Below are 24801 nucleotides of genomic sequence, written 5' to 3' on the forward strand. Positions count from 1 at the left end.
TTTTATGTGGATCAATAAAGCTCCAGAAGTTTAAGGTCCGCTTTAAACTCTTCAGCCTCTTCCTCTGGCAACACTTCAAGCATGTCAGAAAGACTTTCCTTGCCTAACAGCTCAGAAATGGCATCCCTGTGATATTTCTGAGACTTATCTGAAGACCGCCCCGCGCCAAGAATAAGAGCAAGAACCTCCAACATTAAATTCTCAACAGGCAAATCAAAGGAGTTTTCAAGCTCACTATACGCATAGCCAACCTCACTCTCTCCCTCAACCCAGGGGCTATTACTCTTGATTTTCACTCTGCAATAGTTGTAATAGCACCCTAGGAACCACGTTCGAATTTCACTATAGGTTACGCGCTCTTCCATTACGGCGTCTTCCTTGGGGGACGGAGCATGACACCCTGATTATCCAACATGTTAACAGTGATGTTGGGATACTTCGCCTTGAACTGCTCAACCACATTCAGACAGCTCGCGCATGCGGGCTTCTCAGTAAGTATATTTACAGTCCCTCTAGCAGAGGTGTTACTACCCAGCTTGTCAGCGATGTTATCGAGAATCTTATATTCCGTATCTATTCCTCGATAAACCATATCCCCTGCCTTATTGGGGACAGTCTGAGCCGTAAAGTTCCCACTTCCGGAGCCAATAAGCCCCTTGCCAGCCTCAGAGACTTGGCTATGCGCGGCCATTTGTTTGGGCAAGCCTGGGATGTCGATTTCAGCGACAGCTACGTTTCCACTACGCCGCAGATCAGATGGCAGCCCTGCGCGAATATCCATTACTTTCTGCGCCATTGGGGCTGTATCAATTACTGTCGTAGCCCCTTTTGCAACAATAACCTTACCGGCCATTTTCTGACCAGCCAAGGTGCCAACCCCGAGCGATATCTCCAGCAGGAATGAAGCGCCATCAACGATATCAGCGCTCTCGCCCGTGTTGAGTTTGACCTCCTGGTTCCATTTGGCCAATTCAGCACTGTCATCACCTGTGAGCACTGCGGCGCTCTTGACCGCCAGGGCCTCCTTGATGCGCTCGATATCCTCCCCGAACACAGCACCGACCAGTGCATTCGCGGCAAGGCTGGTCGCCATCTTCACCGGGCCCATCATGGCTTGGGCTGCCGCCATGACAAGTGCAGCGTCCTCCAAACCGGCGATAGCCTTCTTGGCTTGCGATGCGGTCACCAGCAGTTGGACTTCAGCAGGCGTCAGCCCCTCGACGCCGAGACCCTGGCCACCACCGCCAAGGCCGACGACGGCAGCGCCAAGCCGCAACTGGCCATCGACAGCTCTGCGCTGGGCGGCATGTATGCCGGAGCGATTCGCCTGGTGGGCACCGAGCAGGGCGTGGGCGTGAAGCTGGCGGGCAACATGGCCGCCAGTGCCGGCGATATCCAGATCGACGCCAACGGCCAGTTGAGCCTGGCGCAGACCAGTACGGCCGGCAGCCTGCGGGCCAAGGCGCAGGACATCACCGTCAATGGCCCGGCCTATGCGGCCGGCGCTGTGGAGTTGAGCGCCAACGGCCAACTGAACAACAGCCAGAGCCTGGCCGCTGGCCAGCGCGTGGCGTTGAGCGCTGCGCAGGTCAGCAACAGTGGCATCGTCGAGGCCGGGGTCAACCCGGACAACAGCCGCAACGCCCAGGGCGACGTCGCCATCACCGCGCAGAACCTGCGCAACAGCGGCAGCGCGATTGCCAGCCGCAATCTGGAAGTCAACGCCAGCGGCACCCTGGACAACCAGGGCGGCGCGCTCAAGGGCGCTGACACCCGTGTAACCGCGGCTAACCTGGACAACCGCCAGGGCCGACTGCTGGCCAACAATCAACTGACCCTCAGCGCCGCGCGCCTGGACAACCGCAGCGGCAAGGCCGTCGCCAACCGCCTGCAAGTCAGCGGCGGTGCGCTGGACAACCGCCTTGGCCTGTTCTCCGCCGAGCAGGCGCTGGACTTCACCCTCGACAGCCTGGACAACAGCGGCAAGGGCAACCTGGTCAGCAACGGCACCCTGCAGGCTCGCGTCCAGCAGAAACTCGACAACCAGGCCGACGGCCTGCTCTCGGCCAAGGGCGCGCTCGGCGTACAGGCCGGCAATCTGGATAACCGCGGCGGACTGGTGGTCGGCGATGCCGGCGTGACCGTCTCCGGCGCCAGCCTGAACAACAGTGCACTGGGCGTGATCAGCAGCCTGGGCGAGCTGAAGCTCGACGTCGGCCAACTGGACAACAGCCAGGGCGGCAGCCTGGACAGCGGCGCGGCTTTGCAGCTGAGCGCCGGCCAGGTGAACAACAATAAAGGTAGCGTCAGCGCCAAGGGCGACCTGCTAGTCAAGGCCGACAACTTCAGCCAGCAGGGCGGCGAACTGCTGGCCCAGGGTGCGCTGAACCTCGAAGCCGGGCAGCTCGACAACCGTAACGGCGGCCTGGTCGCCGCCAATAACGGCGTCAGCGTAAAAGGGACTGACCTGCTCAACCAGGGCGGTGAAATCTCCAGCCGCGCCAAGGTCGACGTGCAGAGCGCGAGCCTCGACAACGGCGCCGGCAAGGTCATCGGCGATGCCGGCCTCAGCCTGCAGGTGCAGCGCATCGCCAACCGCGCCGGCACCCTGGCCGGCCGCGACGGTCTGACCGTTACCGGGCAGAGCCTGGACAACAGCCAGGGCGGCCTGCTGAGCAGCCAGAAGAGCCTCTGGCTGCAACTGTCTGGCGCGCTCGACAACAGCGGCAACGGCGCGCTGCTCAGCCAGGGTCCCCTGACCCTCAACGCCGGCAGCCTCGACAACCGCACCGGTACCGTCTCCAGCGCCGGCCAGCTGTTCTCCCGCCTCGCCGGTACCCTGAACAACCAGGGTGGCAAGCTGCTCAGCGACGCCGCCATCGACCTCGCCGGTGCCGACCTGAACAACGCCGGTGGCGTCATCAGCGCAGCGGGCGACGTCATCCTGCAGGGCGCCAAACTGGATAACAGCCAGAAGGGCCGCATCGTCACCGACGCCGCCATCCACCTTGCAACCGCCCAGTTGGACAACAGCCAGGGCGGCAGCCTGTCCGCCCGTGGCGTCATCGACGGTCGCGTGACTGGCCTCGACCAGCACGGCGGTGGCCAGTTGATCGGCCAGGCAGGAGTGGACCTCGACCTGCAAGGCGGTGCCCTGAACAATGCCGGCGGCCTGCTCGGCAGCCCGGGGCAACTGGTGCTGCGCAATGTCGCCAGCCTCGACAACCGGGGCGGGGAAATCTCCAGCGACCGCGCTTTCACCCTCACCACCGGTACGCTGCTCAACCAGGGCGGCAAGATCCTCTCCAGCGACCGCCTGACCCTCGCCACCGCTGCGCTGAACAACAGCAGCGCCGGCGTGCTGTCCGGCAACAACGGCCTCACCGTCAACGCCGCCAGCCTCGACAACAGCCAGGGTGGCACCCTCGCCAGCCGAGGCGACCTGCTCGTACGAAGCCAGGGCGCGCTGGACAGGTGGCAGCTTTCTCGCAGGCGCTGGAAGACAAGGGAGTTCAGGTCTGGCGCGAGCTGAAGGCGACTCAGGTTGATGAATCGAAAATTCCAGGCCAACTGAAGGGGCAGTTCGGTGACCAGATGGCCACCGATATGACCAAGGCGCTAGTCAAAAACGGCTTCAGTGAAGAGGAGGCGGCGCGCCTAACCAAGCCTGAAAATGCTGAAGCATTGAAGAAAATGCTGAGCGCAGTCGAGGCCTACAAGAACGGCGGAACGACTGCCAGCGGCACACCGGGAACCACTACTCCGCTTCCTTCAGGGCCGGAAGTGCTTGAGCCCATGTATATCGACCTGGTTGCGCCCGGTCACCACGGAGAGCTGCCTGGCGTAGAGGTCGGCGTTGAGCTTGGCGCTGCGGGTGATCAGTTCGAACTGGTCAAGGTTGCTGGCGTTGAGGCCGGCGCCTTCGACGGTGATCTCGCCGCCGTCGACGTCATAGCCGTGCAGGCGCTCGCCATCCATCAACGGCTTGCCGGTGGTCAGCGTGGCACGCGGGGTGTTGATGAAGCCGCAGCCGTTGCAGGAGATGCCGTGGGGGTTGGCGACGATGACGTGGGCGGACTGGCCCGCCACTTCGGTGTAGCCACGCAGTTGCGAGGGACTGCCCCCGGTGACTTCGTTGAGGATCTTGCTGGCCGCGCCACCCTTGAGGTTCGGATTCCCAACAATGATTCCACCCAGTTGGGTGGACTGGGTCTTGCCGGTGGCGTTGTTGAGGATCAGGCCGTTCTGCCCGACGTTGTAGTCGGTGAATTTGTTGTGCGAGAGCCCCGCGCCATTGGGGGTGGCGATATTCACCACCGGCACGCCGTTGCCCGCCACGCCAAGGTGGGTATTGCCGCCCGCTGCCGCATCCACCGCCAACTCGGCCGCCGCCGCGACGATGGGGTTGAGAATCAGGATGCCGGCCAGGACACTGGCGATGGCTTGATACAGCGGATGGCGTACGTCCATGTGGGAATCTCCCAGGTACTAGCTGGTAGCAATCAGCTAAAGAGCGAAGCGGTTCAGAAGAAGAGGTCGACGCGGAAATACACCGGGTGCTCGCGTCGTTCGATGATGTCGGGGCGCTCCAGCGAGCGCGCCAGGGTCACGGAGGCGGCGGCGTACTGCCCGCGGGCGCTGAACTCCACGCCATGGCCGCTCATGCGTCCGGAGAGCCCCGGGTTGTAGCGGCCGTGCTCGATGGCGCCGAAGTCGTAGGCGTAGGCCACGCCGTACTCCTGCACCCAGGGCAACAGCGGCTCCCAGGTCACGGCGCGGCGCCAGCGCAGCTGGTTGCGCCAGTAGTAGCCGGAGTCGCCGGATAGCGTCTGGTCCTTGAATCCTCGGATCGAGCTCAAGCCCCCCAGGCTGATGCGCTGCGGACTGTAGAGCAGGTCTTCGCTGTGCTGGCCGGTGGCGAGGCTTTCGAAGCTGAAGGCTTGCTCCCACAGTTTGAACGGCTGCAGGTAGCTCAGGGTCAGGCTGTATTTGTTGTAGCGGGCAGTGGGGGTGCCGTGGGGCGCACCGTGTTCGTCGTCCTGCGCGCCGAAGGCGCCGATGCCGCGCTGCCAGCCGATGTCGGCGTTGACGAAAGCGCTACCGACGCGCCGGCCGTGGTTGAAACCCAGGCGGAATTCGCTGAGATGGGTGCTGGAAACGTCGAGCAGGGTGTCGTCGATGTAGTTGCGCGTGCGCTGGTGGCTGAGGCCGAAGTTCACGCCGGTCTTGCTCACATCGTCCCGGTGCAGCACGCGCTCGGCGCCCAATTGGTGGGTCTCGTTGTCGCCGTCGTACTTGAAGGCGAAGCCGGCGTCTTCGTTGCGGGTGCGGTAGTAGTTGCGGCTGTAGCTGTAGTTAAAGGTCCACCAGCCGTAGGGGACGCTATACCACAGGCTCTGGTTGTCGGAGTGCTTCCAGTGGTCGCTGACCACGTCCTGGCCATAGCGCAGGCCGAACTGGTCGGCCAGGCCCAGCGGGCTGTCCCAGTCCAGGCCGACGCCGGCCTGCTGCTCGCCGGAGGTCGAATCGCCGTTGTTGTCGCGGCTGGCGGAGACGCGCCAGGGCTTGCTGCGCTCCCCCTTGAGCTGCACGCGGCTGCCGCCCACTTCCTTGCCGGGCACCAGCTCCATCTGCGCCTGGCGCGAGGGCAGGCGGTTGATCTGGTCGACCAGTTGCTCCAGGTCGCGCAAGTTCAGTACCTCACCGGTACGACCGGGAAAGGTCATGGCCAATTCGCGGGGGCTGGCCAGCGCGGATTGGTCGAAGCCCTCGAAGCGGCCCTCGACCACGATGATCTTCAGCTCGCCGCTGGAGAGGTCCTGCTGCGGCAGGTAGGCGCGGGTGGTGACGAAGCCGCGCGACAGGTAGTGGTCGGTGATGCCCTTGAGCAACCCGTTGAGCTGGTTTACCCCCAGGCATTTATCGCGATAGGGTGCCAGCAGCGCCTCGCGCGAGCGCACATCGAGGTGCTCGGCACCTTCGAGGCGGATGCTGCGGATGGTGAAGCAACGGGTGTCCGGTGCGGTGGTCGGACGCTCCTCGCCGGGCGCCTTGCCAGGGAGCTGCTGAAGCTCTTCCAGGCGCTGGCGCTGTTCGCGCAGCAGTTGTTCCTGGCGCTGACGCTGGAGGTCGTTGTCACCCGGTGTGGGCAGTGGTGCGGCAAAGCTTGCCGAGGCACAGCAGAATGCCAGGACGGGCATCCAGCCACGGTTGAGAACATGCATCCTTACGATCCCTGTCATCTGGCCGAGCGGCCAGTCCCTCCCAAAAGACGGATTGGATCATATTTGATACATGATGCCTCTAGGCCATCACCCCGACGAACTGTAGGCCAATTCCCAATTTATGAGAGACGCAGCGCACAAACGACGCTTGCCTGTGCGCCCGATTGTCACACTCCAGCTACCAACGCCAGCCGACGACCGGGAACCGAGTTGCGTCTGGAGGGCGGCGGCGTGGGAGCAAGGCAAGACTCAGTAATGCGGCGGAGGAGCGTCATCTTCAGCGATGCCAACCTGACCCTGCAGGTCCTCCAGACGCTTGAGCAGCGCCTGCATCTGCAAGCGCAAGCGCTCGATCACGCGCTCCTGCTCGTAGACCACATCGCTCAAGGTCTGCAGTGCGTCATCCTGGAAGGCCAGCCGGCTTTCCAGATCCGTTACTCGAGTATCCAACTCCATCACTCACTCCTGGCCGAAGCGAAATCCATCGCCCAGCACCATGCGCAGCTTCTCGCGCACACGCGCCAGCTCTTCTTCTTTATACGGCACCGCCGGGTGCTTGCCCCAGACCGGCCCCGGCCAGGCGACATCATCCTGCCGGCGCACTATCACGTGTACATGCAACTGGCTGACAACGTTGCCGAGATTGGCCACGTTCATCTTGTCCGCATCGAAAGTGTCCTTGAGCACTTCCGCCAGTTGAGTCGCTTCACGCCACAACTGCTGCTGATCGGCGGAATCCAGCTGGAAGATTTCGCTGACGTCTTCGCGACGCGGAACTAGGATGAACCACGGATACTGCGAGTCGTTCATCAACAGCAGGCTGCTCAGCGGGAAATCACCCACCGCGACGGTGTCCTGCTGGAGGCGGGAATCCAGGGCGAACATAAGACCTCTCCTGTTCGACGAGCCTTGTTTAAGCCTAGCTCCTTGGAGGAGCCGAAGGGCGCGAAGAATACTAGAGAGCCCTGCCAGCGAACATGCCCGACCGACGCATCGTGCCGGTGCGCACCCGTTGCAACGCTGCACCAGCATCGCGCATGACGCGAATGGGCATATCCCGACAACAGGCGCGTGCAGGAATCTGCACGGCAATCACGGCGATCGGCGGCGAAAAATCGTTTAAACAGCCACAACTACGGGATGCCAGAAAACGACATGCGTGCTCGCGGATGTTGCAAATCCCCAACGGAAGCCGTGAAATGCGTCAACACGTCGCAAGACGAACACTGTGAAGGCAGCTTCGGGCATTTGTGCACGGTTGTTGCTAGAGGCAAGGACAGCGCACCGACGGCCATCCCAATTGGAGAAGTGGACGCGGAGGCGGGAGAACATAAGAAGTGGTCAATGGAATAGAGAACCACAAGGACTGAAGCATCATTGAAGCAATCAGGGGGCAATCTCTTTTTGCAACATGAGAACTGCTTGAATGCGACATGCGTCATGCAGCTTTGCGACAGTCCCGTAAAGATTTTGTGTGTTCATTTGGGCAACTATCGCCAACTGAACACGCGTGCTATAAGTTAGCGCCGACAAAAAAAGAAAGAGCCGTCACAGCGGCATGAGTGATGGCGAATAATTTCAAAACCAAAGGAGCAATCACAATGAAAGTGATGAAGTGGAGCGCCATCGCCCTGGCGGTATCTGCAGGCAGCACGCAACTGGCAATGGCCGAGCCCTTCGTAGGCAATCAGGCTGATGCAAAAGGCTTTGTCGAAGACAGCAGCCTGAACTTCCTGGTTCGCAACTACTACTTCAATCGCAACAAGAAAGACGGTGCCACCGATGCCCGTGACTGGACCCAAGGTTTCTGGGCCAATTACAACTCCGGCTTCACCCAGGGCACCGTGGGTTTCGGCGTTGACGCCTTCGGCTACCTGGGCCTGAAACTCGACGGCGGCAGCGGCTACGGCGGCACCGGCAACCTGCCGGTCCACGATGACGGCGACAAGGCTGACGACTTCGGCAAAGCCGGCGCAGCGGTCAAAATCCGTATCTCCAAGACCGAGCTGAAATTCGGCGACATGCAGCCCACCGCGCCGGTGTTCGCTGTAGGCGGCACCCGCCTGCTGCCGCAAACCGCCAGCGGCTTCAGCCTGATGAGCAGCGAAATCGACGGCCTGGATCTGGAAGGCGGTCACTTCTACTCCGGTACCGGTCAGGACACCACCAACCGCGACGGTGAGATCTGGTCCCAGTACGGTGGCGTCACCGCCAACAGTGCCGACTTCCTGGGTGGCAAGTACGCCATCAACGATCAGTTCTCCGCTTCGCTGTACGGCGCCAAGGTCGAAGACCTGTGGGACCAGTACTACGTGAACCTGAACTACACCCTGCCGATCGCTGACAATCAGTCCCTCGGCCTGGACTTCAACTACTACAACACCCGCGACGAAGGTTCCGCCAAGCTCGGCGATATCAGCAACAACACCTTCTCGCTGGCCGCCGCTTACACCATCAGCGCGCATACCCTGACCCTGGCCTTCCAGAAAGTGAACGGCAACACTCCGTTCGACTACATCGGTATCGGCGACAACAACGCTGGCGGCGACTCGATCTTCCTCGCCAACTCCGTTCAGTACTCCGACTTCAACGGCCCGGGTGAAAAATCCCTGCAAGGCCGCTACGACCTGAACATGGCCGAGTACGGTGTTCCGGGCCTGACCTTCATGGGCCGCTACATCTACGGTAAGGACATCGACGGCGACAAGATCGATCCGAACAGCCCCTACGCCAACTACGGCTACGGTCCGGACGGCAAACACCGCGAGACCAACCTGGAAGCCAAATACGTCATCCAGAGCGGCCCGGCGAAAGACCTGTCCTTCCGTGCTCGTCAGGCCTGGCACCGCGCCAACGCCGACCAGGCTGAAGGCAACATCGATGAGTTCCGTCTGATCATCGACTACCCGCTGTCCGTTCTGTAATTCAGAGCGAACCGCAGGTAACTGAAAAGCCCGGCTTCTGCCGGGCTTTTTTATTGCAACTTACCTACAACTTCGAACGTATCTGTTACATCGGCAATACATAGGTGCCGGTTACATGGGCAACCAACTCCTGCGGATTGCTGACCGAGTAGACAGCTACTTCGCAAACAACCTGCCGACGCCCCAGCTTCAATATCTTCGCTTCCGCCAACAGGTCTTCGGGCTTTGGCTTGCTGAGAAAGTTGATATTGAGATTGGAAGTAACGGCCATCTCGACGTTATCCAGCTGCGCCAGGATCACCGCATACATCGCCGCATCCGCCAGCGCCATGATGGTGGGGCCGGATACCGTTCCGCCTGGGCGAACCATCCGGTCGTGGAAAGGAACTCGCACGAAGGCACTGCGCCCCTCCAGTGCATCGATGCGTAAATCCATGTCGTCCGCCATGGGTAATCCCGCGCGGATGAACGCCTGTACCTGGGCTGCATTCAAACGACTCACGCCACTCCTCCGTCTCCGTCTGCCGCGCCCTGTACGCAGCCAGACCTGCACCGTACAATGCCCAGCCTATATCCCCCTTCGCAACCGACAAAACGGCCAAAGATGCGTACCAGTCAGTACCTGCTGTCCACCCTGAAAGAAACCCCTTCCGATGCGGTCGTCATCAGCCATCAGCTGATGCTGCGCGCCGGCATGATCCGCAAGCTGGCATCCGGTCTCTACACCTGGCTGCCAATGGGTCTGCGGGTACTGCGCAAGGTGGAGACCATCGTTCGCGAAGAAATGAATGCCGCCGGCGCGCTGGAGGTGCTGATGCCCGCCATCCAGCCCGCCGAACTGTGGCAGGAATCCGGCCGCTGGCAGCAGTACGGCCCTGAGCTGCTGCGCCTGAAGGATCGCCATGACCGCGACTTCTGCGTCGGCCCGACCCACGAGGAAGTGATCACCGACCTCGCGCGCAACGAGCTGAACAGCTACAAGCAGTTGCCGATCAACATGTACCAGATCCAGACCAAGTTCCGTGACGAGATCCGTCCGCGCTTCGGTCTGATGCGCGGGCGCGAATTCATCATGAAGGATGCCTATTCCTTCCATACCACCCAGGAATCCCTGCAGGCGACCTACGACGTCATGTACGGCGCGTACAGCAGGATCTTCACCCGCCTGGGCCTGGACTTCCGTGCCGTGCAGGCCGACAACGGCTCCATCGGCGGCAGCGGTTCCCATGAATTCCACGTGCTGGCAGGCTCCGGCGAAGACGACATCGTCTTCGGCGAATCCACCGACTACGCCGCCAACATCGAGAAGGCCGAGGCCCTGCCCCGCGAGACCGCTCGCGGCGCCGCCACTGAAGAGCTGCGCCTGGTCGACACCCCCGAGACCAAGACCATCGCCGCCCTGGTGGAAAAGTTCGGCCTGCCGATCGAGAAGACCATCAAGACCCTGGTGGTTCATGCCGCCGAAGAGGGCAAGCTGATCGCCCTGATCGTCCGTGGCGACCATGAACTCAACGAGATCAAGGCCGGCAACCACCCGCTGGTGGCCAGCCCCCTGCAGATGGCCAGCGAAGCGGACATCAAGGCCGCCATCGGCGCCGCACCCGGCTCCCTCGGCCCGCTGAACCTGCCGCTGCCCTGCATCATCGACCGATCCGTTGCGCTGATGAGCGACTTCGCCGCCGGCGCCAACGTCGACGACAAGCACTACTTCGGCGTGAACTGGGAACGCGACCTGCCGGTACCGGAAGTCGCCGACCTGCGCAACGTCGTCGAAGGCGACCCGAGCCCGGACGGCAAGGGCACCCTGGTCATCCGTCGCGGCATCGAAGTCGGCCACATCTTCCAGCTCGGCACCAAGTACAGCGAAGCCATGAAGCTTTCCGTACTGGGCGAGAGCGGCAAGCCGGTGACCCTGATCATGGGCTGCTACGGCATCGGCGTGTCCCGCGTGGTCGCCGCCGCCATCGAGCAGAACTACGACGACCGCGGCATCCTCTGGCCGGCCGCCCTGGCGCCCTTCCAGATCGCCATCGTGCCGATGAAGTACGAGAACGAGGCCGTGCGCGCCGCCACCGACAAGCTGTACGCCGACCTCAGCGCCGCCGGCTTCGAAGTGCTGCTGGACGACCGCGACAAGAAAACCAGCCCCGGCGTGAAATTCGCCGACATGGAGCTGATCGGCATCCCGCACCGCATCGTGGTCAGCGAGCGCGGCCTGGACGAAGGCACCCTGGAATACAAGGGCCGCCGTGACGCCGAGTCGCAACCGGTTGCCCTCTCCGACCTGCAAGCCTTCATCACGGCCAAGATCCGCAACTGAGCAGAGCGATGTCCACCCGAAGTACCACTAGCCTCGCGGCTGCCGCCCTGTGCGGCAGCCTTCTGCTGAGCGGCTGCGCCAACCAGCTGCCGCAACGCAGCGAGCATGAAGAGCGAGTCGAACGTAAACTGCTCGACCACAGCCTGCAGATCGACGTAGGCACGCCGGGCACCCTGGAACTGCCGCAGCGCCGGATCCGCGTGCAGGAACAGAAGACCTTCGAAGTCACCGAGTTCGAGGTCACTCGCCGCTACGACCGTTACACGCCGTACCAGGGCTGGCGCAAGGTGTACGAGATGCCGCTGGGCGTGGTCGCCTTCGTCGGGGGTATCGGCGCCAATGTGGTCAACGTGTTCGCCCTGGGCAACCTGCCCGAGAGCGTCACCCGCGGCTGGATCCGCTATGGCATAGACGGCATGAACCCGTTCATGAACGTCCAGTCCAACGGCCGCGCCGAGCAGAACCTGGCGGCGATCGACGAGAAGCAGCGCGACAAGCGCACCGAGTACTCCAGCCTGCCCTGGTCGGAGCGCCCGGTCACCGTCACCGCCGGCAAGAACTCCCAGGAACTGCTGACCGACCGCCACGGCGTATTGCGCCTGAACCTGCTGGAAGGTCCCTTCAGCGACGACGAGGTCAGCCGAATCGGCCGCTTGCAGTTCAGCGTTCAGGACCCTGCGGACGATACGCGCGCGGATGCCAGCCTGCTGGTCAGCCGCACGCTTCGCGGCAAGCTGCGGGAAGCCCACGCGCTGATCTACGACGACCTGGAAGGTGATGATGTGCACCACTGGGTACACCGGGTGAAGCGCCTTTCCGACCTCGGTCTGGAGGAGGAAGCAAGCGAACTGGAGCAGAGCCTGATCGAGCTGACCCGCAACGATCCGGAACTGCAGAAGGAGTTCCTCCGCAGCCTGATGACCGACGCCGGTCGCCTGGCAGCAGACCCTGGCGCCAGTAACTGACGCCTAGCGGCGAACGATGAAGCCGGTGATACCCTGGGGTGTCATCGGCTGCAGCTCTACCGCCGCCACCTTGGCCTTCACCGGGCCGCGCGCCAGCCATTTCTCCAGCTCGCGCAGCGCCTCTTCCTCACCCTCGATCAACAACTCGACGCGCCCGTCAGCGAGATTTCGCACCCAACCGTCGATATCCAGGCGCTCGGCCTGTTCCTGGGTGCTCTGGCGAAAATAGACGCCCTGCACCTTGCCGCTGATATAGCCGTGCAGACAGATCCTGGCCATCACTGCTTCTCCTCGCGCAACGCGCTCAGGCGCGCCTGCAGGTCGGCGGCGGTCTGCTCGCCGAGCAACTGCTCGCGCATCTTGCCGTCAGGGTCAATGATATAGGTGACAGGCAGCGCTTCGCTGCGCGGCAGGCTGTAGCGCGGCGCAGGGTCGTCGGCCAGCACGGTGTACTGCACGCCCAGCGCCTGGGACGCCTTTGCCAGTTCCGCATCGCGCAGCCCATCGAAGTTCACACCCAGCACCCGGAAGCCCTTAGACCTGCCCTCCTCGGCCAGATGATTCAGCTCGGGAATTTCCTTGCGGCAAGGCGCACACCACTCAGCCCAGTAATTAATGACTAGCCACTGGCCATCTACGCTTGCAGCGGGTACTTTCTGTCCATGCTGATCGGTGCCATAGTCCGCCGAGCAGCCGGCCAGGATCAGGCCGGCCATCAAGCCCATCACAATACGGAGCCGCATTCCCATGCCTTCAGTCCTCGTGTATGCGGGGTGGTCATGATGCTCGATGCCCTGCGCCTGGAGGTGCCGGACATCCTCGAAGAAGATGCCGAGGCAATGAGCAATCTGGCGGTCAGGCTCCAGGAATCGCGGCAGCAGCCCCTGCAGGAAGGACTGCAGAAAGCGCTGGGCACGCTGTTCCGCCTCAACCGATGCGCGCTGACCTTACTGGAAAGACAACGCGCCCTGCAAAGCCTCAGCGAAGAATATCGGCATTACGAACGGCTGATACGCCAGGAGCGCACGCCGCCCGCGCTCTTCGTGCACTTCTGCGGCGAGCTGGCAGCCGGCTTCAAACGCCTTTTGCTGCAGATCCTGCATGGCCGCAAGCCATCGCGGCCGCACATGGCCTGGTGCCTTTACATGGCCCAGCACTTCCTCGCCCAGGCGTTACTGCGGCATTACCAGCAGTACCAGCAGCCGCCCGGCAGCCTCTGGCGCGACAGCCACCTGCTGTACTGGATCGGCGAGCATCAGGAGTGCCTGGACGAACCGGTCGCCGCCGCTTTCGATCCGGTGCCGGCCGGCACCTTGCGCGGGCTGTACCAGCAGATCCTGCTGCTGGCCCTGAGCAATCCGTTCCACCTCACCGATGGCGAGGCGCCTCAGCTATTCAGCGCCCTGGCGCCACTGGCCGCGCTGGGCCGGCTGCAGCCCTGGGACGATGAAGAACAGGAAGGCTTCGTGGTCGACCTGGGCTCCGACCAGCCCTGTCTGGCCGCCGAGCAGGCCGTCGATGCGCCCGCCGAGCAATTACGTCGCCTGGAACTGGGCGCGCTGCTGATCGCCCTGCATGATCCCGCGCCGCTGCGCCGCCTGGAGCAAGGCGCGCTACTGGAGCGCATCCGCCACCACTGGCTTGGGCACCAGGCGCGCCGCCACGAGCGCGCCGAGCAGAACGGCACCTGTCGAGTGGTTGTAGGCCTTCCGGCGATCCAGCAACACCTGCTGGACAGCTCGGCCATCCCCTGCCGGGAAGCCGCCCTGATGGACGTCAGCGCCGGCGGCGCGCGAATCCTCTGTAGCGGCCAGCAGGCCGGGCAGCTTCCGGTCGGCCAACTGCTGCTGATACCCGGCAACGGCGGCACACCCACCCTGGCCGTGGTGCGTTGGCGCCATCTCAACAGCGAAGGACTGCACCTCGGCCTGCGCTACCTCAAAGGACTTCCCCGCCCGGTCTGGCTGCGCCGTACACCCGACGCGCAGCGCCATCCCGGCGTCCTGCAGAGCACGCCGGAGCCGGGCAACGGCTGGTATCACGGGCTCTGGGTGCCCCACGGCAACTTCGTCGAAGGCGAGAACCTCTGGCTGCAACTGGCCAGCTTCGACAACCAGACCATCCTGCCGCTGCCCGCCGCCAACCTCAGCACACCACTGGTAGCCCGCCACCCGCTGCGCCTGGCCTGATTGTCGATTTTGGGAGAAATGTCACAGGCAAGATCGGCAGTAAGCCCGGAATGCCCGGAAGCCTCATCCCTATAATTCGAACGTTCGTCCTGACTCCTGGACGACTCTCGCTCGCCGATCATTCAGCGGCCTTCAGAATGCGACTGGCGCCATGTACGCCAGCCTCCATCGACAGGACAGCCCGATGCAGCCTACAGACCAGCTTGTCAGCAAGGTTCCCAGCCATATTGTCGCCAGCGCACGGCCGGCCAATGCGGCCAGCGGGGGACGACTGGCCGACTTCAACGTCGCGGTGTGGCTACATCTGCCCGGCGTGGCGGAACTGCCGGTGACGCTGCTGCTCAGCTACCGAGATGGTGAGCGCAGCCGGGAAGTGGTGGTCGATCATGGCACGGTCAACAAGCAGAGCCGCATCCTGCTCTCGGGCGTGGCGCGCCTGGCGTTTACCCAGCGGATCGAGGATGCGCAGATCAAGCTGCGCGCGGCCATCCCGCTGTCGCGCGTCATCACCGAAGAAGTCTTCATGCAGGCGGTGGAACAGCAGGCCGGCGCAACGCGCCCGGTGGCCACCAGCCTCTGAGGATTCAGCCCAGCTGGCGCACCAGTGCCTCGTCCGCCGGTTCAGCCGCAGCGGGTTCGGCGATGTCCTGTGGAACAGTGGGAAGGAGCGATTCAGGCCAGCTGCTGAATTGCAGACCAGTGATTCTATTCAACCGCTCCAGGGCGCTCGACAGATCGCGCTGATGCAGGTGCACTACGTTGTTCTGGTCTTTTTTCATGGATTCGCTGGCCTTGGAGGAACTTCTTCAGGACATCTGTGTCCGTCCGCTTCATAGCCAGACCATAGCCAGAACTGTGCCAATTCCGATACAGCGAGAAATGGCGCATTTCTGAGGCGGATTGCGGGGCCGAAAGAATCAGAATCGCCGCAAACTGACGTTTTGCGTCACTCGGAATGTGACGGCTTCAACCATTTCGCCAGGCTGTCACCGAAAAGCTCCTGCCGATCCGCCTGGTAGCGCGCCAGGGTGTCCCGCAGTTCCGGATACCAGGGCTCGTCCAGCTTCGCTGGCAAGGCCTCGAGGCATGGCAGTGGCCAGGGGCTGCGATTGAGCAGATGGTGCAGGCTGTAGCTGCCAAGGTCGCGACAGAGCACCCAGGCGGCAGTGGTAGAACCGGCGCGGCAGACCAGTTGCTCCCCCTCGAGGAAATCCAGCACCTCTTCCCATTCATCCTCCGGCAGCAGCCAGCCGGCGCGGTGCAGATGCGCCAGGCGCGTCGGCAGGCCGTGGCGCTGGCGGTCGAAGAACACCCGCAGCACGCCCAGGATCACCAACAGCCGCGGCAGGGCGCGACGCCGCCAGAGACGGGTCGAGGACAGGTTGCAGACCAGCTCTGCGCCGAACAGCACGATCAGCCACGACAGCCAGATCCACAGCAGGAACAGCGGCACGGTGGCGAAAGCGCCGTAGATCAGTTTGTAGCCGGGGAAGAAGCTCACGTAGAAGCCGAACAGCGACTTGGCCGCCTCGAACAGGATCGAGGTGAAGACACCGCCAGCCAGTGCATGCAGGAACGGCACCCGCGCGTTGGGCACCGCCGCATAGATCAGGGTGAAGGCCGCCACGCTGGCCAGCAATGGCATGAACTTGAGCAGCATCGCCGCCCCCGGCAGCGCATGGGGGCCGGAGAGCAGCGACAGCGAAGTGATGTAGGTGGACACGGCGAAACCGGTGCCCAGCAGCAGCGGCCCGAGGCTGAGAATCGCCCAGTACAGCAGGAAGCGGGTCACGCCCCGGCGCGGCTGGCGCACGCGCCAGATGGCATTGAAGGCTTTCTCGATGGTTACCAGCATGGTGAAGGCGGTGACCGCCAGGAAAGCCACGCCCAACCAGGTCAGGTGGCGCGCCTGCACGGTGAAGTTGCGCAGATAGGCCTCGACCGCCTCGCCAGTGGACGGCACGAAGTTGCGGAACACGAACAGCTGGATGCGCTCGCCCATGCCTTCGAACGCCGGCACGGCCGAGAGCATGGCGAAGGTCACGGTCATCATCGGGACGACCGCGAACAGGGTGGTGTAGGTCAGGGCCGCGGCGCTGTTGGGCGCTTTGTCGGCGAGGAAGCGCTGGACCAGATAGCGGCCGAATTCGACCAGGCCCTGCAAGCGTTCGTGCATGAAATATCCTTTGGCTGCACTGAAAAAACCGTACTCCTGGATCGCGGCGAACGACAGCGGTTCAGTCCAGTCCGAGGAGGCGGTTAGAATAGCCGCCACTTCATCGGCCTTGCGAGTCCCGGCACATGAGCCAGATTTCAATTTTTCACAATCCGCGCTGTTCCAAATCCCGTGGCGCCCTCGAACTGCTTGAGGAACGCGGCATCCAGCCGGAAATCATCCGCTACCTGGAAACCCCGCCGAACGCCACCGAGCTCAAGGCATTGCTGGCCAAGCTGGGTATCGGCGCGCGCCAGCTGCTGCGCACCGGGGAGGACGAGTACAAGGACCTGAACCTGGCCAACCCGGCACTGACCGACGACCAGCTGATCGAGGCGATGGTCAGTCATCCCAAGCTGATCGAACGCCCGATCGTTATCGTCGGCGACAAGGCCGTGATCGGCCGTCCGCCGGAGAAAGTGCTGGAGATCCTGCCTTGAGCGCTCCCTACATCCTGGTCCTGTACTACAGCCGCCACGGCGCCACCGCCGAAATGGCGCGGCAGATCGCCCGTGGCGTCGAGCAGGGCGGCCTGGAGGCTCGCGTGCGCACGGTGCCGGCGGTTTCCACCGAGTGCGAAGCCGTCGCCCCCGACATCCCGCCGGAGGGCGCGCTCTATGCCACCCTGGATGACCTGAAGAACTGCTCGGGCCTCGTTCTCGGCAGCCCGACCCGCTTCGGCAACATGGCCGCGCCGCTCAAGTACTTCCTCGATGGCACCAGCAGCCTGTGGCTGACCGGCGGCCTGGTGGGCAAGCCGGCGGCGGTGTTCACCTCGACCGCCAGCCTGCACGGCGGCCAGGAGACCACCCAGCTGTCGATGATGCTGCCGCTGCTGCACCACGGCATGATCATCACCGGCATCCCCTACAGCGAGCCCGCCCTGCTGGAAACCCGAGGCGGCGGCACGCCCTATGGCGCCAGCCACTTCGCCACTGCCGACGGCAAGCGCAGCCTGGACGAACACGAAATCACCCTGTGCCGCGCGCTCGGCAAGCGCCTGGCCGAAGTCGCCCGCAAACTGGAGAGCTGAATGGCCCGCAAGAACAAACCGCTGCCGCCCATGGAATGGCTAGAACCCCGGTTGGCGGCCAGCCGTGCGGTCGCCCTCGGCAGCTTCATCGGGCTGATCCTGCTCATCGCCATCTGGGATGTGCTGTTCGCCGACGCCCACGGTGGCGCGCGTTGGGTACCGTGGGTCTTTCTGGGCTTCAAGCTGCTGCCGCTGCTGGTGGTCGCGCCGGGTATCCTGATTGGCAGCGCACGCGGTCACGCCTGGGCGTGCTACGTGATCAACCTGTACTTCATCCTCGGCGTGCTCAACGCCTTCGACCCCAACCATGCCATCTTTGGCTGGGCGGAGATCATCCTCAGCGTGTCGCTGTTCTGCTCGGCGCTGATGTACACGCGCTGGCGCTTCCAGTACGACCGCAAGCGGGCTGGCGAAGGTCAGGACCTGCAGCAGGAAGCGACAAACGCCTGATTGGGAAACCAGGAATCAAGGGAACTGCGAGCCTACCAGCCCATGGTTTCCTTGAGGAAGGGAATGGTCAGCTTGCGCTGGGCCTGCAGCGAGGCCTTGTCCAGCTCGTCCAGCAGGTCGAAGAGGAACTGCATGCTACGCGCACCGCGGGTGAGGATGAAGCGCCCCACTTCGTCGGTCAGGTGCAGGCCACGGCGCGAAGCGCGCAGCTGAAGGGCGCGCAGCTTCTCGTCATCGGTCAGCGGGTGCAGCTGGAAGATCAGCGAGAGGGTCAGGCGGGACTTCAGGTCCGGTAGCTTGACCGGCAGCTCGCGCGGTGAGACCGAGGCCGACAGCAGCAGCTTGCGGCCGGAGTCGCGCAGGCGGTTGAACAGGTGGAACAGCGCCTCTTCCCACTCACGCTTGCCGGCCAGCGCATCGATCTCGTCCAGGCAGACCAGCTCGCGCTGCTCGAGGTTGTCGAAGATCTCCGGACCGTAGGCTACGAGGTCCGCCATCGGCAGATAGACGGACGGCTCACCCAGTTGCTCGGAACGAATGCAGGCCGCTTGCAGCAGATGGCTGCGGCCCACGCCCTCGGCACCCCAGAGATAGATCAGGCTTTCCGTCCACCCGGCCTCGGGCTCGCACAGACGCTCGACGTAGCCGAGCGCCGCGGCGTTGGCACCGGGGTAGTAGTTGGCGAACGTTGCGTCATCACGCAGGCGTACGCTTAGGGGAAGCTGCATAGGAGTCATGCGGGGCCGGGCGTTTCGTCAATCGCTTGGGGTGGGCCTTGATGACTGAAAGTTTATCCAAATCAGAAGGATAACGCAGCTACCACGTGCGACTCAGAGCCGCCGGCGCCTGGAAGCGGGTCTTTGCCCGCACCCAGGCTGTTTGTTACCAGTGGAAGCGCAGGGTGCTCTGCGCCGGCACGGCAGCGTTCGGCACCGGCTGACCATTGGCGTCCACCGCCGGTTGCGCCGGCTCGGCCGGGGCCTCCTGCAGTCGGGCCAGTGCCAGTTGCGCACGCAGTTGCTCGGTGCTGGCAGTCACGCGGTAGACGAGGTTGCTGCCCTGGACCTCCACCAGCTTGGCGCCCATCGGCTCCAGCAGGCGCGAGACTTCGGCGTAACGGGCGAGGTCGGCGCCCTCGATCTGCAGGACCTGGGCCGAGGCCGAGCCTGCCGAACCGACGAAACGCTGCGACAGGCGCTGCGACACACCGAGCATCACCGCATCGGCCAGCGCGTCCGGGGTATCACCCTGGGCCTGGCCCTGTTCACGGCTGTCACCCAGCCACACGCGCCAGGTGGCGGTCCACTTGCCATCGGCTTCCTTGGCGTCCACCGCCAGCAGGGCATCAGCGCCGTAACGCTCGGACGCGGATTTCAACGCGTCGGGCTGGGCGGCGTTGAGGTTCTCGGCGGTGCCGACCTGCTGCTCGCTCAGATCAGCCATCGGCAGGCGCAGCGGCAGGCCGCGACGCTGGGCGGCGCGATTCAGCGGGGCGGAGGCTTCCTGGCTGTCGCCCACCAGGCTGCTGCCGTCGGCGCTTTCGTTCAACCACCAGGCCAGCACGCTCGGGCGGCTGGCGCCCCAGACCGGCAGGCCGGCCTGGCGCAAGGCGTTGTCGGTAGCGGTCGGATCGAAGTCCACCACCAGCGCCATGGGCGGGCCGTTCTCGAAGCCGTACTGGCTGATCAGCTGCTGCGGGTCCTTGAAGTAACCGGCCAGCGCCGGGCTCTGCGCGGCACTGGCGTTGCCGGTCAGGCGCAGCACCAGGGTCTGCAGGGCACGGGTCAGGCCGGCATTGCGCTCGTCCGGCTGCTGGGAGGCGACCGGTTCGTGCACCTGGTACAGGTTGCCCAGCGTTTCAGCGAAGGATGGCAGGCTGAACAGCGACAGGCAGAGGATCAACAGGCGGGCGGTCAGGCGCATGGCGGGCTCTCGCAGCGAAAACGAAGATGCCAGCGCGCTATGAGCTGGCAATGAGGCCTATACCTTAAACAGCCGTCCGGCCAGCGGCAACAGCGCGAGATGGCCGCTGCCGGGCAAGCCTGATAAAATCCCGCGCCTCCCGCGCAGGCCGGGAAGCGCGAACGGCGCACCCGGCGGCAAGACGAATCATCCCTTCTATAGGCCTGGATTTATGAGCAACAAGCAACCCTCGTTGAGCTACAAGGACGCCGGTGTGGACATCGACGCCGGCGAAGCCCTGGTCGAACGCATCAAAGGCGTGGCCAAGCGCACCGCGCGTCCGGAAGTCATGGGCGGCCTGGGTGGCTTTGGCGCTCTGTGCGAAATCCCGGCCGGCTACAAGCAACCCGTACTGGTCTCCGGCACCGATGGCGTCGGCACCAAGCTGCGCCTGGCGCTGAACCTGAACAAGCACGACAGCATCGGCCAGGACCTGGTCGCGATGTGCGTGAACGACCTGGTCGTCTGCGGCGCCGAGCCGCTGTTCTTCCTGGACTACTACGCCACCGGCAAGCTCAACGTCGACGTGGCCGCCACCGTAGTCACCGGCATCGGCGCCGGTTGCGAGCTGGCTGGTTGTTCCCTGGTCGGTGGCGAGACCGCCGAGATGCCGGGCATGTACGAAGGCGAAGACTACGACCTGGCCGGCTTCTGTGTCGGCGTCGTGGAAAAATCGGAAATCATCGACGGCTCGAAAGTGGTCGCCGGCGACGCCCTGATCGCCCTGCCCTCCTCCGGGCCGCACTCCAACGGTTACTCGTTGATCCGCAAGATCATCGAAGTCTCCGGCGCCGACATCGAGTCCACCCAGCTGGATGGCCAGCCCCTGGCCGATCTGCTGATGGCCCCGACCCGCATCTATGTCAAGCCGCTGCTGCAGCTGATCAAACAGACCGGCTCGGTCAAGGCCATGGCCCACATCACCGGCGGCGGTCTGCTGGACAACATCCCGCGCGTGCTGCCGGACAACGCCCAGGCCGTGGTTGACGTAGCCAGCTGGCAGCGTCCGGCGGTCTTCGACTGGCTGCAGGAAAAAGGCAACGTCGACGAGACCGAGATGCACCGCGTGCTGAACTGCGGCGTGGGCATGGTCATCTGCGTCGCCCAGGACCAGGTCGAGGCATCCCTGAAGGCCCTGCGTGACGCCGGCGAGCAGCCGTGGGTCATCGGCCGCATCGACGCTTGCGCCGCCGACGCCGAGCGCGTGGTCCTGAACAACCTGAAAGGCCACTGATGTCCACACCTTGCAATGTCGTGGTGCTGATTTCCGGCTCCGGCAGCAACCTGCAAGCCCTGATCGACAGTCTCGCCGGCGCTGACACGCCGGCAGTGATCCGCGCGGTGATCTCCAACCGCGCGGATGCCTACGGCCTCGAGCGTGCGCGCAAGGCCGGCATCGAGACGCGCTTCCTCGACCACAAGTCCTACGCCGACCGCGAAAGCTTCGATGCCGCACTGGTCCAGGCCATCGACGGCTTCGATGCCGACCTGGTGCTGCTCGCCGGCTTCATGCGCATCCTGAGCGCGGACTTCGTGCGTCACTACCAGGGTCGGCTGCTGAACATCCATCCGTCCCTGCTGCCCAAGTACAAGGGCCTGCACACCCACCAGCGTGCGCTGGAGGCCGGCGACGCCGAGCACGGCTGTAGCGTGCACTTCGTCACCGAGGAACTTGACGGCGGTCCTCTGGTCGTACAGGCGGCAATCCCGGTAGAGTCTGACGACACGCCGGAAACGCTGGCGCAGCGCGTTCACGTGCAGGAACATGTGATCTATCCGCTGGCCATGCGCTGGTTCGCCGAAGGCCGAGTAAGGCTGAGTGAACATGGCGCCACGCTGGATGGGCAGCTTCTGCCCGCCTCCGGCCATTTGTACCGAACCTAGGAGATTCGCGATGCGTAGAGCCCTGCTGTTCCTGATGGCTGTACTGGCCCTGCCGGCCCAGGCTTTCGAGCTGAAGCCGTTCGAGGCCAGCTATACCGCCGACTGGAAACAGATGCCGATCAGCGGGACCGCCTCCCGCAGCCTCAAGCAAGGCGACGGCGGTCGCTGGGAACTGGATTTCAAGGCCTCCATGCTGCTCGCCAGCCTGACTGAAAGCAGCACCTTCAAGGTGGAGAACGACACCTACCTGCCGCTGACCTACCGTTGGGCCCGCGAAGGCCTGGGCAAGAACAAACAGACCGAGCTCGATTTCGACTGGGCCGAAAAGCAGGTGCTGGGCAGTGACCGTGGCGACCAGGTGCGCCAGCCGCTGAACAAGGGCCAGCTGGATAAGTCCACCTACCAGCTTGCGCTGCAGCATGACGTGGCCGTCGGCAAGAAGGCGATGAGCTACCAGGTGATCGAGGGTACCGATACCGATACCTACGACTTCCGCGTGCTGGGCGAGGAGAAGGTCCGCACCCAGGCCGGCCTGATCACCGCGATCAAGGTGGAGCGCGTGCGCGACCCCACCAAGAGCAACCGCAAGACCATCCTCTGGTTTGCCAAGGATTGGGACTTCCTCCTCGTGCGCCTGTACCAGCAGGAGTCCGACGGCAAGGAATACCAGATCATGCTCAAGGAAGGCACCGTGGGCGGCAAGACCGTCCAGGGCGATAAAGGCTGATCCTTCGGCACGAACGAAAAAGCCGGGCATTGCCCGGCTTTTTCATGTCCGCTCCACGCAACGCGCGGGACCTGTAGGAACGAGCTTGCTTGCGAAGCGCTTGGCACCGATGCCGCCGGACACCCATTTCGCGAGCAAGCTCGCTCATACGAAGAGCCGTACGCCGTAGTGAGCGGCCAATAAAACAGCCGGGCAATGCCCGGCTGTTTTGTGCTTCGAAAGTCAGGCTGGGGAATCAGCCTTCGTTCGACGGCTTGCGCTTGAAGCGGCGGGCAATCCAGCCGATGGCCAGGGCCGGTACGATCCACAGCTTCTTCAGCAGCACCAGCAGGGTCGCGAACAGCCCGACCTTGGCGGCGACCTTGCCGGCGATCAGCGCGCCCAGGCCATAAGCGGCAACCTTGTCGACGCTGGGGTTGAAGTCGACATAGCGGTTGCCCGGGTTGAACTCGGTCATCGCCAGCACCTTGCCGACGTTCTTCTCGATCTCTGGCAGCTGTTCCATGCCGGCAACGAAGTTCAGCACCAGCACACCTTTGCGGCCCAGCGCGCGGATGTTGTAGTTCAGCGTGTGCTCCTTGGCGTCGCCGAACTGCAGCTCCTTCGCCCAGTACAGCTTCTTCTCCGCCGCGTCATAGCGCGGCGGCGCGGCCCAGCCGATCAGCTGGATCGACTCGAAGCCCTGCTGCTCACGCTGCGGGTTGGCTTCCTTGAGGTCGTCCTGCATGTCCTTGAGCATTTCCGCGTAGTCGATCTTTGCCGCGTCCTCGTCCGAGACGTAGCCGCTCTCCTCATACTGCACGGTCACGGCCCAGGACTCGGCATCGAACGGCGAGACGCCTGCCGGCATCAGCATGCCCAGCGGCGGATCGGAGGGTGGATTGCCCCAGGCTTCCAATACGCGCTCGGCATCCTTGCCGTCGAGGAAGACGAAGTTCTCCGGCAGATCGAAGGTCGCGAGGTTATCGCCGACCACCACCTTGCCTTTCTGGAAGTGCAGGCTGGCGACGAAGGTCTCGGGCGACATCTCCTCGTCCGACTCGGCGGCGGGAGCGGGAGCAGCGGCGGCTGCGGGGCTTTCGCTCTGGTTGTTGGTAGCGGGTGCGGCGAACGCCGGGGCGGCGATGGCCTGTGCGAGCAAGGCAGCCAGGAAGAGGGCTTTGCCATCCATAGGGTGAATCTCCTGAATCGTATCCATGACATCAGCGGCCAATTGCCATGCCGCCGGGCGCGAATTGTCGCATCCCATGGCTAAACCTGTAACAGGAAATTTCCCCTCCGCCTGCGCTGGCGCACAAAAAAGCCGGGCCTTGGCCCGGCTTCATCATGATTCCTCGAACCTCAGGGTCGGCTGGCGATAGCCTTTTCGATGGCTGCCTGCAGCTCCGGATCATCCGGCTTGGTCAGGCTGGAGAACTCCGCCACCACCTTGCCCTGGCGGTCCACCACGTACTTGAAGAAGTTCCAGCGCGGAACCTGGTCGGCCTGCTGGGCGAGGTCCTTGAACAGCGGGATCGCCTCGTCGCCGCTGACGTGCTGCACCGAGGTCATGTTGAAGGTCACGCCGTAGTTGCCGTAGCAGATCTTCGCGGTTTCGGCGGAGTCGGCATCTTCCTGCTTGAAGTCATCGGAGGGTACGCCGAGCACTTCCAGGCCCTGTCCCTTGTACTTCTGGTAGACAGCCTCGAGGCCCTTGAACTGCGGGGTGAAGCCGCAATGGCTGGCGGTATTCACCACCAGCAAGGGCTTGCCGGCATAGAGCTCGCAAAGGTCGAGCACATCCTTGGAGCGCAACTTGGGCAATTCCCCCTGGGTCTTGAGCAGCGCCGGGCAGTCGGCGGCCTGAGCGGCCAGGGGCAACAACAGAGACAGGGCGAGCAGGGAAAGACGCATGGCTGTGATCCTCGA

General features: G+C 63.6%; 26 protein-coding genes and 1 pseudogene. 12 read left to right on the forward strand and 15 right to left on the reverse strand.

Going from position 1 to position 24801, the window contains the following annotated elements; all coding sequences use genetic code 11:
• Positions 1-11: 11 nt before the first annotated feature.
• Both imm2 and MJ122_RS30150 read right to left on the reverse strand, forming a co-directional pair.
• Positions 12-365, reverse strand: coding sequence for an Imm2 family immunity protein (gene imm2 / locus MJ122_RS03100; protein WP_088416491.1), 354 nt, complete (start codon positions 363-365; stop codon positions 12-14).
• Positions 365-1186, reverse strand: a complete 822-nt coding sequence (locus tag MJ122_RS30150) for a deaminase domain-containing protein (protein WP_239742216.1) — start codon at positions 1184-1186, stop codon at positions 365-367. Before MJ122_RS30150 ends, imm2 begins: the two co-directional genes overlap by 1 nt.
• A 6-nt stretch (positions 1187-1192) precedes the next feature.
• On the opposite strand from MJ122_RS30150, the gene MJ122_RS03110 reads away from it, so the two are divergent.
• Entirely contained in the window at positions 1193-3532 is a 2340-nt protein-coding gene (locus MJ122_RS03110; protein ID WP_239742219.1) for a hypothetical protein, read from the forward strand.
• A 272-nt stretch (positions 3533-3804) separates the two neighbouring features.
• On the opposite strand, the pseudogene MJ122_RS03115 reads toward MJ122_RS03110, so the two are convergent.
• The 4 genes and pseudogenes from MJ122_RS03115 to MJ122_RS03130 all read right to left on the reverse strand — a co-directional run.
• Positions 3805-4470, reverse strand: a pseudogene (locus tag MJ122_RS03115) (filamentous hemagglutinin N-terminal domain-containing protein); the annotation flags it as partial.
• Between the two features lie 53 nt (positions 4471-4523).
• Positions 4524-6200 (reverse strand): ShlB/FhaC/HecB family hemolysin secretion/activation protein, encoded by a 1677-nt coding sequence (locus MJ122_RS03120; protein ID WP_239742803.1) that lies wholly within the window; start codon positions 6198-6200, stop codon positions 4524-4526.
• A gap of 273 nt (positions 6201-6473) precedes the next feature.
• Positions 6474-6680 (reverse strand): SlyX family protein, encoded by a 207-nt coding sequence (locus MJ122_RS03125; RefSeq protein WP_088416488.1) that lies wholly within the window; start codon positions 6678-6680, stop codon positions 6474-6476.
• 3 nt (positions 6681-6683) lie between these two features.
• Positions 6684-7109 (reverse strand): HIT domain-containing protein, encoded by a 426-nt coding sequence (locus MJ122_RS03130; RefSeq protein ID WP_239742222.1) that lies wholly within the window; start codon positions 7107-7109, stop codon positions 6684-6686.
• 716 nt (positions 7110-7825) lie between these two features.
• Between MJ122_RS03130 and MJ122_RS03135 the strand changes: the two genes are divergently transcribed.
• Complete coding sequence (locus MJ122_RS03135; RefSeq protein ID WP_017522122.1) at positions 7826-9148, forward strand: OprD family porin; 1323 nt, start codon at positions 7826-7828, stop codon at positions 9146-9148.
• An 85-nt stretch (positions 9149-9233) separates the two neighbouring features.
• On the opposite strand, the gene MJ122_RS03140 is transcribed toward MJ122_RS03135, so the two are convergent.
• Positions 9234-9641 carry a PaaI family thioesterase gene (locus tag MJ122_RS03140; RefSeq protein WP_239742805.1) on the reverse strand — a complete coding sequence of 136 codons (408 nt, stop codon included), beginning with the start codon at positions 9639-9641 and terminating at the stop codon, positions 9234-9236.
• Positions 9642-9752: 111 nt separating this feature from the next.
• Between MJ122_RS03140 and MJ122_RS03145 the strand changes: the two genes are divergently transcribed.
• The gene (locus tag MJ122_RS03145) at positions 9753-11468 is read left to right on the forward strand and encodes a proline--tRNA ligase (RefSeq protein WP_239742224.1); all 1716 of its coding nucleotides are present in this window, start codon (positions 9753-9755) and stop codon (positions 11466-11468) included.
• 8 nt (positions 11469-11476) lie between these two features.
• Positions 11477-12433 (forward strand): hypothetical protein, encoded by a 957-nt coding sequence (locus MJ122_RS03150; RefSeq protein ID WP_017522125.1) that lies wholly within the window; start codon positions 11477-11479, stop codon positions 12431-12433.
• 3 nt (positions 12434-12436) lie between these two features.
• On the opposite strand, the gene MJ122_RS03155 is transcribed toward MJ122_RS03150, so the two are convergent.
• Positions 12437-12712, reverse strand: coding sequence for an acylphosphatase (locus tag MJ122_RS03155; RefSeq protein ID WP_088416485.1), 276 nt, complete (start codon positions 12710-12712; stop codon positions 12437-12439).
• A complete protein-coding gene (locus tag MJ122_RS03160; RefSeq protein ID WP_239742226.1) occupies positions 12712-13182 on the reverse strand; it encodes a TlpA disulfide reductase family protein in 471 nt (156 codons plus the stop codon). Before MJ122_RS03160 ends, MJ122_RS03155 begins: the two co-directional genes overlap by 1 nt.
• A 30-nt stretch (positions 13183-13212) precedes the next feature.
• Here MJ122_RS03160 and MJ122_RS03165 point away from each other — a divergent pair, with 30 nt between their 5' ends.
• Positions 13213-14622 (forward strand): PilZ domain-containing protein, encoded by a 1410-nt coding sequence (locus tag MJ122_RS03165; protein WP_088416484.1) that lies wholly within the window; start codon positions 13213-13215, stop codon positions 14620-14622.
• A gap of 184 nt (positions 14623-14806) precedes the next feature.
• Positions 14807-15202 (forward strand): hypothetical protein, encoded by a 396-nt coding sequence (locus tag MJ122_RS03170; RefSeq protein WP_239742228.1) that lies wholly within the window; start codon positions 14807-14809, stop codon positions 15200-15202.
• 4 nt (positions 15203-15206) lie between these two features.
• Here MJ122_RS03170 and MJ122_RS03175 read toward each other — a convergent pair whose 3' ends face one another.
• Positions 15207-15401: a hypothetical protein gene (locus MJ122_RS03175; protein ID WP_088416482.1), complete on the reverse strand. Its 195-nt coding sequence runs from the start codon at positions 15399-15401 to the stop codon at positions 15207-15209.
• Positions 15402-15568: 167 nt separating this feature from the next.
• The gene (locus tag MJ122_RS03180; protein WP_239742232.1) at positions 15569-16798 is read right to left on the reverse strand and encodes a YihY family inner membrane protein; all 1230 of its coding nucleotides are present in this window, start codon (positions 16796-16798) and stop codon (positions 15569-15571) included.
• Positions 16799-16923: 125 nt separating this feature from the next.
• On the opposite strand from MJ122_RS03180, the gene arsC reads away from it, so the two are divergent.
• From arsC to MJ122_RS03195, 3 genes are read left to right on the forward strand one after another with little or no spacing between them, the layout of a single operon-like run.
• Entirely contained in the window at positions 16924-17277 is a 354-nt protein-coding gene (gene arsC, locus MJ122_RS03185) for an arsenate reductase (glutaredoxin) (RefSeq protein WP_239742234.1), read from the forward strand.
• Positions 17274-17870 carry an NAD(P)H:quinone oxidoreductase gene (wrbA, locus tag MJ122_RS03190; protein ID WP_239742236.1) on the forward strand — a complete coding sequence of 199 codons (597 nt, stop codon included), beginning with the start codon at positions 17274-17276 and terminating at the stop codon, positions 17868-17870. The genes arsC and wrbA overlap by 4 nt, the downstream gene beginning before the upstream one ends.
• Positions 17871-18320, forward strand: coding sequence for a DUF2069 domain-containing protein (locus MJ122_RS03195; protein ID WP_088416478.1), 450 nt, complete (start codon positions 17871-17873; stop codon positions 18318-18320).
• Between the two features lie 32 nt (positions 18321-18352).
• On the opposite strand, the gene hda is transcribed toward MJ122_RS03195, so the two are convergent.
• Together hda and MJ122_RS03205 are read right to left on the reverse strand one after the other, a co-directional pair.
• Positions 18353-19057, reverse strand: a complete 705-nt coding sequence (gene hda, locus MJ122_RS03200) for a DnaA regulatory inactivator Hda (protein WP_026079383.1) — start codon at positions 19055-19057, stop codon at positions 18353-18355.
• A 145-nt stretch (positions 19058-19202) separates the two neighbouring features.
• Positions 19203-20243, reverse strand: a complete 1041-nt coding sequence (locus tag MJ122_RS03205) for a DUF2066 domain-containing protein (protein ID WP_239742237.1) — start codon at positions 20241-20243, stop codon at positions 19203-19205.
• Between the two features lie 211 nt (positions 20244-20454).
• Between MJ122_RS03205 and purM the strand changes: the two genes are divergently transcribed.
• From purM to MJ122_RS03220, 3 genes are read left to right on the forward strand one after another with little or no spacing between them, the layout of a single operon-like run.
• A complete protein-coding gene (gene purM, locus MJ122_RS03210) occupies positions 20455-21516 on the forward strand; it encodes a phosphoribosylformylglycinamidine cyclo-ligase (RefSeq protein WP_239742240.1) in 1062 nt (353 codons plus the stop codon).
• Complete coding sequence (gene purN, locus MJ122_RS03215) at positions 21516-22166, forward strand: phosphoribosylglycinamide formyltransferase (RefSeq protein ID WP_239742242.1); 651 nt, start codon at positions 21516-21518, stop codon at positions 22164-22166. The genes purM and purN overlap by 1 nt, the downstream gene beginning before the upstream one ends.
• 10 nt (positions 22167-22176) lie before the next feature.
• Positions 22177-22893 carry a DUF3108 domain-containing protein gene (locus MJ122_RS03220; RefSeq protein WP_088416474.1) on the forward strand — a complete coding sequence of 239 codons (717 nt, stop codon included), beginning with the start codon at positions 22177-22179 and terminating at the stop codon, positions 22891-22893.
• A gap of 235 nt (positions 22894-23128) precedes the next feature.
• Here the strand turns inward: MJ122_RS03220 and MJ122_RS03225 are convergent, their stop codons facing one another.
• Positions 23129-24064 (reverse strand): DUF2167 domain-containing protein, encoded by a 936-nt coding sequence (locus MJ122_RS03225; protein WP_088416473.1) that lies wholly within the window; start codon positions 24062-24064, stop codon positions 23129-23131.
• Positions 24065-24234: 170 nt separating this feature from the next.
• Entirely contained in the window at positions 24235-24786 is a 552-nt protein-coding gene (locus tag MJ122_RS03230; protein ID WP_239742243.1) for a glutathione peroxidase, read from the reverse strand.
• Positions 24787-24801: the final 15 nt, after the last annotated feature.

The sequence above is a fragment of the Pseudomonas sp. DP-17 genome, from assembly GCF_022380625.1.
Taxonomy (GTDB): Bacteria; Pseudomonadota; Gammaproteobacteria; order Pseudomonadales; family Pseudomonadaceae; genus Pseudomonas; species Pseudomonas nitroreducens_A.

Excerpts from the sequence above, each read along its gene's own strand:
- imm2 (WP_088416491.1), bottom strand. The coding sequence starts at position 365 with ATGGAAGAGCGCGTAACCTATAGTGAAATTCGAACGTGGTTCCTAGGG.
- MJ122_RS03120 (WP_239742803.1), bottom strand. The coding sequence starts at position 6,200 with ATGCCCGTCCTGGCATTCTGCTGTGCCTCGGCAAGCTTTGCCGCACCA.
- MJ122_RS03125 (WP_088416488.1), bottom strand. The coding sequence starts at position 6,680 with ATGGAGTTGGATACTCGAGTAACGGATCTGGAAAGCCGGCTGGCCTTC.
- MJ122_RS03130 (WP_239742222.1), bottom strand. The coding sequence starts at position 7,109 with ATGTTCGCCCTGGATTCCCGCCTCCAGCAGGACACCGTCGCGGTGGGT.
- MJ122_RS03135 (WP_017522122.1), top strand. The coding sequence starts at position 7,826 with ATGAAAGTGATGAAGTGGAGCGCCATCGCCCTGGCGGTATCTGCAGGC.
- MJ122_RS03145 (WP_239742224.1), top strand. The coding sequence starts at position 9,753 with ATGCGTACCAGTCAGTACCTGCTGTCCACCCTGAAAGAAACCCCTTCC.
- MJ122_RS03150 (WP_017522125.1), top strand. The coding sequence starts at position 11,477 with ATGTCCACCCGAAGTACCACTAGCCTCGCGGCTGCCGCCCTGTGCGGC.
- MJ122_RS03155 (WP_088416485.1), bottom strand. The coding sequence starts at position 12,712 with ATGGCCAGGATCTGTCTGCACGGCTATATCAGCGGCAAGGTGCAGGGC.
- MJ122_RS03160 (WP_239742226.1), bottom strand. The coding sequence starts at position 13,182 with ATGGGAATGCGGCTCCGTATTGTGATGGGCTTGATGGCCGGCCTGATC.
- MJ122_RS03165 (WP_088416484.1), top strand. The coding sequence starts at position 13,213 with ATGATGCTCGATGCCCTGCGCCTGGAGGTGCCGGACATCCTCGAAGAA.
- MJ122_RS03170 (WP_239742228.1), top strand. The coding sequence starts at position 14,807 with ATGCAGCCTACAGACCAGCTTGTCAGCAAGGTTCCCAGCCATATTGTC.
- MJ122_RS03175 (WP_088416482.1), bottom strand. The coding sequence starts at position 15,401 with ATGAAAAAAGACCAGAACAACGTAGTGCACCTGCATCAGCGCGATCTG.
- MJ122_RS03180 (WP_239742232.1), bottom strand. The coding sequence starts at position 16,798 with ATGCACGAACGCTTGCAGGGCCTGGTCGAATTCGGCCGCTATCTGGTC.
- arsC (WP_239742234.1), top strand. The coding sequence starts at position 16,924 with ATGAGCCAGATTTCAATTTTTCACAATCCGCGCTGTTCCAAATCCCGT.
- MJ122_RS03195 (WP_088416478.1), top strand. The coding sequence starts at position 17,871 with ATGGCCCGCAAGAACAAACCGCTGCCGCCCATGGAATGGCTAGAACCC.
- hda (WP_026079383.1), bottom strand. The coding sequence starts at position 19,057 with ATGACTCCTATGCAGCTTCCCCTAAGCGTACGCCTGCGTGATGACGCA.
- MJ122_RS03205 (WP_239742237.1), bottom strand. The coding sequence starts at position 20,243 with ATGCGCCTGACCGCCCGCCTGTTGATCCTCTGCCTGTCGCTGTTCAGC.
- purM (WP_239742240.1), top strand. The coding sequence starts at position 20,455 with ATGAGCAACAAGCAACCCTCGTTGAGCTACAAGGACGCCGGTGTGGAC.
- purN (WP_239742242.1), top strand. The coding sequence starts at position 21,516 with ATGTCCACACCTTGCAATGTCGTGGTGCTGATTTCCGGCTCCGGCAGC.
- MJ122_RS03220 (WP_088416474.1), top strand. The coding sequence starts at position 22,177 with ATGCGTAGAGCCCTGCTGTTCCTGATGGCTGTACTGGCCCTGCCGGCC.
- MJ122_RS03225 (WP_088416473.1), bottom strand. The coding sequence starts at position 24,064 with ATGGATGGCAAAGCCCTCTTCCTGGCTGCCTTGCTCGCACAGGCCATC.
- MJ122_RS03230 (WP_239742243.1), bottom strand. The coding sequence starts at position 24,786 with ATGCGTCTTTCCCTGCTCGCCCTGTCTCTGTTGTTGCCCCTGGCCGCT.